Annotated in this window: 7 protein-coding genes; 6 read left to right on the top strand and 1 reads right to left on the bottom strand. The window is 69.7% G+C overall.

Annotated features, from left to right (window positions below; translation table 11 throughout):
* Positions 1-65 precede the first annotated feature (65 nt).
* The 3 genes from IWX77_RS10510 to IWX77_RS10500 all read left to right on the top strand — a co-directional run bounded on the left by IWX77_RS10510 (position 66) and on the right by IWX77_RS10500 (position 7,398).
* Positions 66-4,010, top strand: a complete 3,945-nt coding sequence (locus IWX77_RS10510; RefSeq protein ID WP_196844453.1) for a Pls/PosA family non-ribosomal peptide synthetase — start codon at positions 66-68, stop codon at positions 4,008-4,010.
* Positions 4,011-4,109: 99 nt separating this feature from the next.
* On the top strand, positions 4,110-5,438 hold the full coding sequence (locus IWX77_RS10505) for a M1 family metallopeptidase (protein ID WP_196844452.1): 1,329 nt from the start codon (positions 4,110-4,112) through the stop codon (positions 5,436-5,438).
* Positions 5,439-6,357: 919 nt separating this feature from the next.
* Positions 6,358-7,398, top strand: coding sequence for a type IV toxin-antitoxin system AbiEi family antitoxin domain-containing protein (locus tag IWX77_RS10500; RefSeq protein WP_196844451.1), 1,041 nt, complete (start codon positions 6,358-6,360; stop codon positions 7,396-7,398).
* A 378-nt stretch (positions 7,399-7,776) separates the two neighbouring features.
* On the opposite strand, the gene IWX77_RS10495 is transcribed toward IWX77_RS10500, so the two are convergent.
* Positions 7,777-8,391, bottom strand: coding sequence for a 4'-phosphopantetheinyl transferase family protein (locus tag IWX77_RS10495; RefSeq protein WP_196844450.1), 615 nt, complete (start codon positions 8,389-8,391; stop codon positions 7,777-7,779).
* A 61-nt stretch (positions 8,392-8,452) separates the two neighbouring features.
* Between IWX77_RS10495 and IWX77_RS10490 the strand changes: the two genes are divergently transcribed.
* The 3 genes from IWX77_RS10490 to IWX77_RS10480 all read left to right on the top strand — a co-directional run bounded on the left by IWX77_RS10490 (position 8,453) and on the right by IWX77_RS10480 (position 13,545).
* Positions 8,453-9,469 carry a magnesium and cobalt transport protein CorA gene (locus IWX77_RS10490; RefSeq protein ID WP_196844449.1) on the top strand — a complete coding sequence of 339 codons (1,017 nt, stop codon included), beginning with the start codon at positions 8,453-8,455 and terminating at the stop codon, positions 9,467-9,469.
* Positions 9,470-9,547: 78 nt separating this feature from the next.
* The gene (locus IWX77_RS10485) at positions 9,548-13,330 is read left to right on the top strand and encodes an AAA family ATPase (RefSeq protein ID WP_327012199.1); all 3,783 of its coding nucleotides are present in this window, start codon (positions 9,548-9,550) and stop codon (positions 13,328-13,330) included.
* Positions 13,327-13,545 (top strand): hypothetical protein, encoded by a 219-nt coding sequence (locus IWX77_RS10480; protein WP_196844448.1) that lies wholly within the window; start codon positions 13,327-13,329, stop codon positions 13,543-13,545. Before IWX77_RS10485 ends, IWX77_RS10480 begins: the two co-directional genes overlap by 4 nt.
* Positions 13,546-13,560 lie beyond the last annotated feature (15 nt).

Below are 13,560 nucleotides of genomic sequence, written 5' to 3'. Positions count from 1 at the left end.
GTGCATCGGCAGGCGCTGCAACGGGCGACAGTGCATCGAAAGACCGTGCATCGGGTACCAGTGAATTGAATGACACCGGGCACGACCAGCATGTGCTGTCGGCGGGCCACCGGGCCACGCCGGCCCGCACCCTCGCCGACATTCTGGCGCACACTGCGGCCCGGCACCCCGATGCCCTCGCCCTCGAAGACGCATCAGGCACGATCAGCTACCGGGGCCTGCTGCGGCGGGTGCAGGCCCAGGCCAACGCGCTGAGCCTGGCCGGGGTGCGCCGCGGCGATACCGTGGGCATTCGCATTCCCTCGGGTACCCGCGACCTCTACGTGTCGATGCTGGCCACGCTGTTCGTGGGGGCCGCCTACGTTCCCGTCGACGCCGACGACCCCGAAGAGCGCGCCCGGCTGGTCTTCTCCGAGGCACACGTGGTCGGCATCATCGGCGAGAACAGCGTGTTCGCGCCGCGCGCGGCACTCGACCTGCAGGCGCTGAAGTGCAGACCGGTGCCGGCCCACGACGACCCGGCACTGGTCTATCCCGCCGGCACCATTCCCACCCCCGACGACGACGCCTGGGTCATTTTCACCTCGGGCTCGACCGGGGTGCCCAAGGGCGTCGCCGTTACCCACCGCTCCGCGGCCGCCTTCGTCGACGCCGAGGCCAACCTGTTTCTGCGCACCGAGCCGATTGTTCCGGGTGACCGGGTGCTGGCCGGTCTCTCCGTGGCCTTCGACGCGAGCTGTGAAGAGATGTGGCTGGCCTGGCGCAACGGTGCCTGCCTGGTGCCGGCGCCACGCTCCCTCGTGCGCAGCGGCGCCGACCTCGGCCCCTGGCTGATCGCGCACGGCATCACCGTCGTGTCGACCGTGCCGACCCTCGCTGCTTTGTGGCCAGAGGAATCGCTCGAAGCCGTGCGCCTGCTCATTTTTGGCGGTGAGGCCTGCCCGCCGGAACTGGTGGCCCGCATCAATACCCGCGGCCGCGAAATCTGGAACACCTACGGCCCGACCGAAGCCACCGTTGTCGCCTGCGGAGCCCTCGTCGACGGCGTGGGCGAGATGCGCATCGGGCTGCCGCTCGACGGGTACAACCTCGCCGTCGTTGACGCTCAGGGTGAGCGGGTCGCCGAGGGAGAGACCGGCGAACTCATCATTGGCGGCGTCGGCCTGGCCCGCTACCTCGACGCTGAGAAAGACGCCGAGAAGTATGCGCCGCATCCACAGCTGGGCTGGCAGCGCGCCTACCGCAGCGGCGACCTCGTGCGTTTCGACCGGGCCGGTCTCGTCTTCGCCGGCCGCGCCGACGACCAGGTGAAACTCGGCGGCCGACGCATCGAACTGGGCGAAGTGGATGCCGCCCTCAACGCTCTCGACAAAGTGGCCGGCGGCGCCGCCGTGGTGCAGATCACTCCGGCCGGCAACCACGTACTCGTCGGGTACATCGCCCTCACCGACGGCTCGGCGCCGTTCGACCGGCAGGCCGCCCTCATCCGGCTGCGCGCGGAACTGCCCGCCGCGCTCGTGCCGCTGCTGGCTATCGTTGACTCCCTGCCGACGCGCACCTCGGGCAAGGTCGACCGGGCGGCACTGCCCTGGCCACTGCCCGATGCGCTGCCCGGGTCGGCCGACGGCGCCGACGACGCGGGGGAGCTGTCGGCGACGGCGGCGTGGTTGGCCGAGGCGTGGGCATCCATCTTGGGAGTGCCGGTCGCGGGGCCCGATGATGATTTCTTCGCCCAGGGCGGCGGGTCACTCTCGGCGGCCCAGTTTGTCTCGGCCGTGCGCGCCCGCCACCCCGAAACCACCGTCGCCGACCTCTACGACCACCCGCGCATCGGGTCGCTCGCCGACGAGCTCGACGCGCGCACGCCCGTCACCCCGCCGGTCGTGCGTGAGGTACTGCCGACACCGGCCCGCAGCCAGCTCGCGCAGACGCTGCTCGGTATTCCCCTGCACGTGCTGAGCGGTGCCCGCTGGCTGGTCTACCTCGCCATCGCGAACAACCTGCTGAGCCTGGCCGGCGCGACCTTCGCGCCGACCCTGTCGTGGTGGTGGGTGGCGCTCGGGTTTGTGCTGTTCGTGACCCCGCCCGGCAAGATGCTCATTGCGGCGGTCGCCGCCCGCCTGCTGCTGCGGGGCGTCTTGCCGGGCAACTACCCGCGGGGCGGGTCGGTGCACCTGCGGCTGTGGCTGGCCGAACAGATCGCGCTGCTCGTCGACGCGGCAAGCCTTGCCGGTGCCCCCTGGATCAGCTATTACGCCCGGGCTCTCGGCGCAGAGATCGGCCCCGATGTTGACCTGCACTCCCTGCCGCCGGTGACCGGCCTGCTCACCATCGGCGCCCAGGCCTCGATCGAACCGGAGGTCGACCTGGCCGGCCACTGGATCGACGGCGACGTGCTGCGCATCGGCCAACTGCACGTGGGCGCCGACGCACGCATCGGCTCCCGCAGCACCCTGCTCGGCGGCACCCACGTGGGCAACGGCGCCGAGATCGAACCCGGCGCCGCGGTGTCGTCGCGGGTACCGGCGGGGGAACGCTGGGCCGGTTCTCCGGCGCGGCGGGTCGGCTCGGCGCGCCGCCCGTGGCCGGCTGAACGCCCGCCGCGGGCCAGCCGCTGGCTCGGCGCTTTCGCGACCGGGTCGGTTGCGATGACCATGATTCCAACCATCGCGCTCGTGCTCGGCGCGGTCATCGTGGGCGCCGTCGTCGGCCACGCCGACAGCCTCGGCGTGGCCGTGCTGCGCGCCGCCCTCATCATGCCGGTCGCCGTCATCGCCGGCGGCCTCGCCTACGCGCTGCTCGTGATCGGGGCCGTGCGCGCCCTCGGTACCGGCCTGCGCGAGGGCTACTACCCGGTGCGCAGCCGCATCGGCTGGCAGGTCTGGATGACCGAACGCATTCTCGACGGCGCCCGCACCGTGCTCTTTGTGGTCTACGCGAGCCTGCTCACGCCCACCTGGCTGCGACTGCTCGGTGCCAGGGTGGGAGCCAACGTCGAGGCGTCGACCGTGCTGTTGCTGCCCTCACTCACGACCATCGCCCCGGCCGCGTTTCTCGCCGACGACACCATGGTGGCCTGCTACGAACTCGGCGGCGGCTGGATGCACATCGGCCCGGCCAAGGTGGGCCGCCGGGCTTTTCTCGGCAACAGCGGCATGGCCGGCCCCGGCCGCACCGTGCCGCGCAACGGGCTCGTCGCGGTGCTCTCATCGACCCCGCGCAAGGCCAAACGCGGGTCGAGCTGGCTCGGCAACCCGCCCGCCCGACTGCGGCGCAAACAAACGGATGCCGACGACTCCCGCACGTTCCACCCTCCCGTTCGGCTGAAAATAGCTCGATCACTGTGGGAACTGCTGCGCATCGTGGCCGGCTTCACCAGCGCCTGGATCGCCCTGCTCGTGCTCGCACTGCTCGACCTGCTCTGGCTGCAGCTCGGCCTCGGCGCGGCGATCGCGCTGTCGGGCGTGGTCATGCTCATCGCCGGCGCGGTGGCCGCCGGCGTCACGACGGTGGTCAAGTGGATGCTGGTCGGGCGCATCGACGCGTCGGAGCATCCGCTCTGGTCATCGTTCATCTGGCGCAACGAGGTCTCGGACAGTTTCGTTGAAATGGTCGCCCGCCCCTGGTTTGCCGAAAAGGCGTCGGGCACGCCGGCGCTCGCCGTGTGGCTGCGCACCCTGGGCGCGTCGGTGGGGCGCGGTGTCTGGTGCGAAACGTACTGGCTGCCCGAGGCGGATCTGGTGCGGCTCGGCGCCGGCAGCACCGTCAACCGCGGCTGTGTCGTGCAGACGCACCTGTTTCACGATCGCATCATGCAGCTCGACGCGGTCGTACTCGAAGACGGCGCAACGCTCGGGCCGAACGGCGTCATTCTGCCGGCGGCTCGCATCGACGCGGGAGCGACCGTGGGCCCCGGCTCGCTCGTGATGCGTGGCGAACGCGTACCGACCGGTTCGCTCTGGTCGGGCAACCCGATCGCGCCGTGGCACCAGCCGCCGTGGACTCGCTAACCGTGCACCCGCTAACCGTGCACCCGTTCACCGTGCATCCGCTCACCGTGCACCCGCTCACCGTGCATCCGTTCACCGTAAGCGTGGAATAGTAAAGCGATGGCCCAGACTCTGCAGACGACCTACGGCTCGGCCAGCGCCGGTGACCCTTATATTGCGACCGGCGGCAACGGCGGCTACATCGCTGAACACTACAACCTGAGCCTGGACTACCGGGTGGCCACCAACCGGCTGAACGCCACCGCGATCATTCGCATGCGGGCCCTCATGCGGCTCGACCGGTTCAGCCTCGACTTCGCCGGGCTGAGCATGGAAAAAGTCACCGTGAACGACGCGCGGCCGACCAAGGTGACGCACAACGCCCGCAAACTCGTGATCACCCTCGCCACAACCATCGAGGCCGGGGCCGTGTTCGAGGTGATGGTGCGCTATCGCGGGGCGCCGCATCCGGTGCGCAGTGTCTGGGGCGATGTCGGCTGGGAAGAACTCGACGACGGCGTGCTCGTCGCCGGGCAGCCGTGCGGGGCACCGTCGTGGTTTCCGTGCAACGACCACCCGAGCAACAAGGCCACCTATCGCATCACAATCGCCTGCGAATCGGGCTACACCGTGGTGTCGAACGGGGTGTTGTCGGCGCAGTCGAGCCGTTCGGGCCGCACGAGCCACACCTACGATGTGCGCGAGCCGATGGCGACCTACCTCGCCTCGGTGCTGATCGGCCGTTACCGGCGCCGTGACCTGGCCGCCGCTCCGGTGGCGCACAGCCTGTACTTTCCGGCTCGGCTGGCGACCCGCGTCGGCACCGATTTCGCCCGCCTCACCGAAATGATCGCCTTCTTCGCCGACCGGTTCGGACCCTACCCGTTCGCGTCATACTCGGTCGTGGTGACCGACGACGAGCTGGAGATTCCCCTCGAGGCGCACGGCCTGGCGGTGTTTGGCAGCAACCACATTGATGGGGAGCACGGCAGCGACCGGCTGATCGCCCACGAACTGGCACACCAGTGGTACGGCAACAGCCTCACCGTGGCCCGCTGGCAGGACATCTGGCTGCAGGAGGGCTTCGCCTGCTACGCCGAATGGCTCTGGGAGGAGGAGCGCGGCGGTCGCACCGCCGACGCCCTCGCCGTGCTGCACCGCGGCAAGGTGGCGGCGTTGCCGCATGACATTATCGTGGGCGACCCCGGCCCGCACGCCATGTTCGACGACCGCGTCTACAAACGCGGCGCGCTGGCCCTGCACGCCATTCGCAAATCGCTCGGTGACGATGCCTTCTTCGCGGCCCTGCGCGCTTACACCGCGGCCCGGCGGCACGGCCGGGTCTCCACCGACGACTTCGTGGAGTTCTTCTCCGAACACACCGGCAGCCGCGCGATCGGCGGTTTCGTGGCCCGCTGGGTGCAGGACCGCGCGGTGCCGAGCCTCTAGGTGTGCGCCGCTGCGCGGGACCTGCGCCGCTTCGCGGGACCTGCGCCGCTTCGCGGGACCTGCGCCGCTGCGTGGGACCTTCGGCGGCGGGGTGGCCCAGGGGTGATGCGTTGCGCGGGAGTTGCGCCGCTGCGTGGGACCTTCGGCGGCGGGGTGACCCAGGGGTGATGCGTTGCGCGGGAGTTGCGCCGCTGCGTGGGACCTTCGGCGGCGCGGTGACCCAGGGGTGATGCGTTGCGCGGGAGTTGCGCCGCTGCGCGCGAGTTGTGGCCTGGCCAGAACTCCCGCGCCACGCGCTACGCGGGACCTGCGCCAGTGTGCGGGACCTTCGGCGGCGCGGTGACCCAGGGGTGATGCGTTGCGCGGGAGTTGCGCCGCTGCGCGCGAGTTGTGGCCTGGCCAGAACTCCCGCGCCACGCGCTACGCGGGACCTGCGCCAGTGTGCGGGACCTTCGGCGGCGCGGTGACCCAGGGGTGATGCGTTGCGCGGGAGTTGCGCCGCTGCGCGCGAGTTGTGGCCTGGCCAGAACTCCCGCGCCACGCGCTACGCGGGACCTGCGCCAGTGTGCGGGACCTTCGGCGGCGGGGTGGCCCAGGGGTGATGCGTTGCGCGGGAGTTGCGCCGCTGCGCGCGAGTTGTGGCCTGGCCAGAACTCCCGCGCCACGCGCTACGCGGGACCTGCGCCAGTGCGCGGGAGTTGCGCCTCCCGCGTAGCGGCGCACCCCCCGCGCACCGTGAAACGGATGCCCCAGCGCCGTCGGTCCCGGTCAGCCGGCCGCAGACATCCGTCAAAAGTGACCTCCACGAGAGGAGCGTGGCGGCCGTGCGGTACTCCTCCACAGGCAGGTGCGGGGCCGGTTGTACGCCAGAGTGGAGATCCTTTCCCCGCAGCGTTCGCCGTCCGGGCACTCTGGCTGCATGTCCCAGCCCAGCCTCGCCCCCGTCGATAGCCCCAGCCTGAGCTCCCGAGTGAGCACCAGTCCCGCCCCGGGCGACGGCCTCATCCTCGCATCTGACCTCGCCAGTGCTCTCGGCGTCGATTTTCGCCTGCGACGGGAAGAATCTCGGGGGCGACTGCAGCGGGTCAGCCGCGGCCTGTACTACCCCAGTGCGCGCTGGAACGAGTTGCGCGAGGATCAGCGCTACCTCATCCGGGTGCGTGGGGCCGCCCTCATCCGGCGCGGTCAGGCCGTGCTCAGTCACCACTCGGCCGCCGTGCTCTGGGGGCTGCCGATGCTCATCGGGTGGCCGAGCGAGGTGCATCTGTTGACCGAACGGGCCACGGGCGGACGCTCGGATCCGGGCATCCGCCGCCATGCCCTCGGCGTGGACGCCCGCGACGTCACAACCGTCGACGGACTACTCGTGACGACTATCGAGCGTACGGTGGTGGATCTCGCCGCGACCCTGGATCTCAAATCTGCCGTGGCGTTGGTCGACCGTGCGCTCTATCAGGATCGGTTTGGACGCACGCCCACTCTGACCACCAAAGAGGCACTCCTGGCTACCCTTGAGCGGATGCTGCCCTTCCGCGGTTCGCGCCGCGCCCGCGCGATCATCCAGTTCGGGAGCCATCTTTCCGGGTCGCCGGCAGAATCGGCCAGTCGAGTGAACATTGCCCTGAGCGGATTTCCCGAGCCGGAATTGCAGCATCCGTTCATTGTTGACGGCAATAAGTGCGAGACCGACTTCTACTGGCTCGAGATCGACGGCGTGGGGGAGTGTGACGGGCGAGATAAGTACTTCAACCCAGAATTTCTGTCGGGGCGCTCTCCCGAGCAGGTGCAGTATGACGAGAAGCTGCGTGAAGACGGTATTCGGCGGCAGGTGCACGGATTCGCCCGCTGGCCGGCCTCCGTCGGGATGAGCCAGTATCCTTTGCGGCGGCGGCTACTCGAGCTCGGATTGCAGCCAGGGCCGCAGCGCGTTTTGAGCGGCCTCGAACGCCCAAAGCCGTAGCCCAGGTGTGCGCGCGGCCCGCTCAGCGCGGTCGGCGCGTTTGCCTGCGCGGTGCGCGGGACGCGCCTGCCTTGGTGAGGCGAAACCCGCGCTGCGCCCAGTTTCGGCGGCGGGATGGCCGCGGGAGAGCGCCTTGCGCGGGACCTGCTCCGGTGCGTTGGAGTTGCGCGGGCGCGCGGGCGTTCGACCCACCCCGCTCCCGGCCGCTACGGTGCCCTGCGCGGGCCCTGCGCGGGACCTGCGCCGGTGCGCGGGAGTTGTGGCCTGGCCAGAACTCCCGCGCCACGCGCTACGCGGGACTTGCGCCAGTGCGCGGGAGTTGCGCCTCCCGCGTAGCGGCGCACCCCCCGCGCACCGTGAAACGGATGCCCGCTGCGCCTACGGTTGCGGGCGCAGCACGATGCGGGGCGCTTGAGCGCCGAGTACGGCCAGCGTGCCGACCAGGCCGGGGCCAGCGTCGAAGCTGGTGAGCTGCACCTGGCCCAGATCGAGGGTGGCGCCCGGCCAGTTCAGCAAAACGGATACCCCCGCCTCCGTCCACGCAACGGTCAGCTCCCGCGGGTCCACAGTCAGGCCCTCGCCCGAGAGCTTCAGCACTGCTTCCTTGGAAGTCCACAGCAAAGCGCGCGCCCGATCGCGGTCGCGCGCCGGCAGCGCGTGCAGCGCCGCGCGCTCGAGCCCGTTGAATGCGACGTCGTCGAACCCCGCGCGACCGACCGCGCTGACGCTTTCTATGTCGACCCCGATCGGCTCCATCAGCGACACGGCCACGACCACCCTGTCGCCGGCACGGCTCAGGCTCACGCGCACCCCGCTCGGCGTCAGCACGCGCGGGCGGCCATGGGCACCGCCGCAGCGCTCGCAGCGCTGCTCGATGCTGACCGGGCCTCGCTCGGGGCAGACCCGGGCCACGGCGGCGGCGAGCTGTGCACGGTCGGTCTGGGGGAGCGGCGCGCGCGGGGCCAGTACGAGGTACACATCCGTTTGTGGCACCCTTAGACGTTACCGGGGGCGCAGGCGAGTGGCACACTGATACATCGAACAAGGAGAGCCAATGGCGCTGGTGGACAACGCGGTCTACGTCGACGGGCGCCGGGTGGCCACCCCGCCGAGCCTCGACGAGACCTTCGAGGCCCTGAAAGAGAACCAGGGCTTCGCCTGGATCGGACTGTACCGGCCGAGCGATGCCGAAGTTCGGGCCGTCGCGACCGAGTTCAGCCTGCACCACCTCGCCGTGGAAGACGCCCTCAAGGGCCATCAGCGGTCGAAGATTGAGCGCTACGCCGACATTTTGTTCGTCGTGCTGCGCCCGGCCCGTTACCTCGACGACGACGAGCGGGTCGAGTTCGGCGAGCTGCACGTGTTCGTCGGCCCCGACTTCGTCGTCACCATTCGCCACGCCGAATCGCCCAACCTCGCCTCGGTGCGCGAGCGCATGGAAAGCACCCCGCACCTCCTCGCACTCGGCCCGGAGGCCGTGCTGTACGCCATTCTCGACCAGGTCGTCGATGAATACGGCCCGGTCGTCGCCGGGCTGGAGAACGACATCGACGAGATCGAAGACCAGCTCTTCGACGGCGACCCCGAGGTGAGCCGGCGCATCTACGCCCTCTCCCGCGAGGTGATCGAGTTTCAGCGGGCCACCCAGCCGCTCGTGAGCATGTTTGAGGCGATGCAGCGCGGCTTCGACAAGTACAACGTCGACCTCGAACTGCACCGGCACCTGCGCGACGTGCTCGACCACACCCTGCGCGTCGTCGAGCGCGGCGACGCCTTTCGCCAACTGCTGCAAAACGCCCTCACCGTGCACAGCACCCTGGTTGGGCAACGCCAGAACGACGAAATGCGGCACCTGTCAGAGACGAGCCTCGCGCAGAGCGAAGAGGTGAAGAAGATCTCCAGCTGGGCGGCCATTCTGTTCGCTCCGACCCTGGTCGGAACCATCTACGGCATGAACTTCGACAACATGCCCGAGTTGCACTGGCCGCTCGGCTACCCGTTTGCGGTCGCCCTGATGCTCGCCATGGGGGTCACCCTGTACGCCGTGTTCAAGCGGCGCGGCTGGCTGTGAACGTCAGATTGCGGCCCAAAGTCGCGAAACCCCGGCCGCCTCAGGGTAAACCGAGGTTTTGCCAATTAGGGTATCCCTGTGTGGCACCTCGATAGAAAACAAGACGACGACGACGTGCTTTCCAAGTACCTGAACGTCTCTGCCGACGACCCGCAAAATGTGACCAGTCCGCACAACCTCAGTCTGGGCGACCCGGCCTTCACCGCCGGCAACATTGCCGAGCCGGTCTGGCAGCGCTGGCGCGACGAACTCGCCGCGCTCGGCGGTCGCTCGCCGCTGCTGCACTTCACCGACGAAGCCCGCACCCGTATCGAGCTGAGCGCCACGCATCCCGGCGGCCTGCCGCAGTTCATCATCGGCAAGACCACCCTGTTGTCCAACCTCATTCGCGACGAGCTCGCACTGCGCAACGCCCGCCTGGCCGCGAACGAGATCACCCAGAAGGGCATCGAACTGCGCTCCATGCGCGGCATCGAGTCGGTCAACCTCGCTATCGGCCTCGCTGAGTGGCGCTACCAGGACGTCGACTACAGCGCCCCGGTGTTGCTGCGCCCCCTCGCCATCCGCCGCTACGGGCGCGACTACGAACTCAAGCTCAAGGGTCAGCCTTTTCTCAACCCCGAGCTCGCCCGCGCCCTGAAAGACCAGTTTCAGATCGTGCTCGACGCCGACGCCTTCGTAGCGCTCGCCGTGACCAACGGCGCGTTCAAACCGCAGCCCGTCATCGACCGGTTGCGCGGCCTCACCTCACACCTGCCCTGGTTCAACGTCGTGCCGCGCCTCGTCGTCTCCAGTTTCGCCGACGTTGGCCGGGCGCTCGCCGCCGACGCCTCCGCGCTCGACCACCCGCTACTCGACGCCGTCGCCGGCAACATGACCGCCAAGCGCAACATCGAGACCGCCTACAACCCGGTGGTTCCGATCGGCCAGGACGCCCGCCCGCCGGCCACCGACACGCTGCTCGGCGACGCCGACCCCGAACAGGAGAACGTCGTCGCGCAGATCGCGGCCGGCAACTCCCTCGTCGTGAAGACCCTGCCCGGCACCGGCGGCACCCAGACCATCGTCAACGCGATCGGCTCGCTCGTGGCCCAGCACAAGCGGGTGCTCGTGGTGAGCGCCCGCCGCTCCAGCCTCGACGGCATTCACGGCCGGCTGGTGCAGGTGGGCCTGCCCGGTATCGCCGTGACCCCGCGCACCCTGCGCCGCGACCTGATCCAGTCGATCACCCGCAACGAGAAGGTCACCGCTCCCCGGGTCGGTGACGTCGACGACGCCCTCGTGCGCCTGCGCAAAGTGCTGCTCGACTACCGGTCGGCGCTCACCCGCCGTGATTCAGCCCTCGGTGTTTCGGTGCTCGACGCGCTCGGCGAGCTCGCCCGCCTCGCCCAGCTGCCCGAGCCGCCGTCGACGACCGCTCGCCTCGACCGGCACGCCCTCGAACTGCTCGCGCACTCCCGCTCAGCCGCTGCCAACACCCTGATCAAAGCCGCCGTACTCGGAGAGTTTCGGTACGGCCCCGGCGACTCGCCCTGGTACGGCGCCTCGTTCAGCTCCACAGCGGATGCCTCCAACTCGCACCAGCTCGCCAAACGCATCAACCAGATCGAACTGCCCCGGTTGCTCGAACGGGCCAACGGCCTCATCGGCCAGACCCGGTTGCGCCCGTTCGAGACGATCAACGAGCTCGGCATCTACCTGCGCCTGCTGCTGGATATTCGCGAAACCCTCGACAAGTTTCAGCCCGGCGTCTATGACCGGTCCCTCACCGAGCTGATCGCCGCCACGTCGTCGCGCCGCGAATCGTCGGAGATGAGCTCGGCCAGTCGTCGCCGGCTGCGCAAGCTCGCCGAGGAATACCAGCGCCCCGGCGTGCGGGTCACCGACATGAACGAGAGCCTGCGCCGCATCCAGAGCCAGCGCACGCTCTGGCAGCGCTACGCGGCCGCCGGCGTCACCCCGGAGGTGCCGGTCGGTATCAACGACGTACACGTGGCCTTTCAGCGCGTCGGCGAAGACCTCGGCCTGCTCGACATTCCGCTCGGCACCGCCGGAACCCCGCGCACCCTCGCCGGGCGTCAGATCGGCGAACTGGTCTCGATGGTCTCCGGCCTCGCCGCCGAGAGCGAGGTGCTCGCCAACCTGCACGAGCGCACCGCGCTGCTGGCGACGCTGCGCGAGCACAACCTCGACCCGCTCATGACCGATCTCTCCCAGCGCCACGTGTCGGAGGAGAACGTGGCCGCCGAGCTCGAACTGGCCTGGTGGCAGTCCGTGCTCGAGATCATGCTCGCAAGCGACCGAGCGCTGCTCAACGCCAACACCCAGGTACTGGACCGCCTCGAGGCGGATTTCAAACTGGTCGACGAGGCGCACGCATCCGCCACCGGCCAGCTGCTGGCCTGGCTGCTCGCCGAAACGTGGAAGATCGGCGTCGTCGACTTTCCCGAGGAAGCCGACCACCTACGCCGCCTGCTGCGCGCCGACCGCGCCACCCCCGCCCGACTCAACGAGGTCGCGCCGCACCTCGGCCGGGTGCTGGCCCCGGTCTGGCTGGCCTCGCCCTACGAAGTGGCCGGCATCAGTGACAAGATCACCTTCGACACCGTGCTGCTCGTCGACGCCGGCGCCACGACCCTCGCCGAAAACGTCGGCGCGATTCGCCGTGGCCGCCAGATCGTGGCGTTCGGAGACCCGGTCACCCAGACGCCGTCCTCGTTCGAGACCGGCATTACCGGTTCGGGCGAGGCCGCCGCGCCCGACGTGTCCGTCGATGCCCTGCACGCCGACTCCGCACTGGCCCGCCTCGGCGAACTGCTGCCGACGCTCACCCTCACCCGCAGCTACCGGGCCGGCGGCGAAGACCTCGCCGAACTCGTCAACCACCGTTTCTACGGCGGACGCATCGATTCCCTGCCCTGGGCTGGCAGTTTTCTCGGCCACGGCAGCCTCACCATCAACTATGTGGCCGGCGGCCGCGGCATGCCCGACGCCGACAGCGGTGCCATCGAGAGCGTCGACGCGGAGGTCGTGAAGGTCGTCGACCTCGTGCTCGACCACGCGTCCAAGCGTCCGCGCGAATCGCTCATGGTGATCACCGCGAGCACCCGGCATGCCGTGCGCGTGCAGCAGGCCGTGCTCGCCGCGTTTGCGAAGCGCACCGACCTCTCCGATTTCATTCTGAAGGACCGCAGCGAACCGTTCACCGTGCTCACCCTCGAGCAGGCCGTGGCGCAGAGCCGCGACCGGGTCATCTTCTCGATCGGATACGGTCGCACCCCGCACGGTCGCCTGCTGTCGAACTTCGGTTCGCTCGGCGAGCCCGGCGGCGAACGCCTGCTCGCGATCGGTATGACCCGCGCCCGCCGCGCACTCGACATCGTCTCGTGCTTTCGCCCCGCCGATATCGACGAGGACCGCCAGCGCCACGGTATTCTCGCCCTGTCACAGGTACTGAGCGAGACCGAAGCCCGCCGCGACGAGGTGCAGGTGCCCGACGCGAGCGAGGCCATGCTCGTGGACCTCGGCGGCCGCCTCGAAAAGCTCGGCCTCACCGTGCGCCTCGGCCACCGCGGCAAGCTCGCCCTCGCCGCCAGCTACGGCACCCGCGCGATCGTCGTCGAAACCGATGCCGTGGTCGGCCGGGCGAGCCTGCGCGAGTCGTTGCGGCTGCGCCCCGAAGTGTTGCGCCGCCTCGGCTGGCACTACCTGCGCGTGCACAGCTTCGAACTGTTCAGCAACCCCGACGCCGTTGCGGCGCGCGTGGCCGCGATCGCCGGTCTGGCCAAAACGGAGGCCGCAGCCCGCCCCGTGGCAACGGGTGACGCTTCGACAATCACCCCGAAACGGCCGGGCGTGTGAGCACGTCTGAGGCTGTGCCGCCCCTCGGCACAGCACGTCAGCCGATCGTGAAGGCCGCGGGCACGGCCCGGCGTGCCCAGTTGCTGCCGGCGCCGAACACCGACCCGAACCCGCACCCGCCGGTGCTGCGCGAAGAGGGGGGCGTCGCATCCGTGGGCAGCCTGCCGGGTGCGAACGACGCGCGGTTGCGGCAGGATCGTCCGCCGCACTGGTAGGTGTGCTCCAGGCGG

The organism is Cryobacterium sp. CAN_C2, assembly GCF_015751745.1.
In the GTDB taxonomy this organism is placed as follows: Bacteria; Actinomycetota; Actinomycetes; order Actinomycetales; family Microbacteriaceae; genus Cryobacterium.
The sequence above is the reverse complement of the archived record's forward strand: the minus strand, read 5'-3'. Positions and strand labels throughout refer to the sequence as shown.

What these genes read in the sequence shown, in the direction of transcription:
- IWX77_RS10505 (WP_196844452.1), top strand. Translation starts at nt 4,110, where the DNA reads ATGGCCCAGACTCTGCAGACGACCTACGGCTCGGCCAGCGCCGGTGAC.
- IWX77_RS10500 (WP_196844451.1), top strand. Translation starts at nt 6,358, where the DNA reads ATGTCCCAGCCCAGCCTCGCCCCCGTCGATAGCCCCAGCCTGAGCTCC.
- IWX77_RS10490 (WP_196844449.1), top strand. Translation starts at nt 8,453, where the DNA reads ATGGCGCTGGTGGACAACGCGGTCTACGTCGACGGGCGCCGGGTGGCC.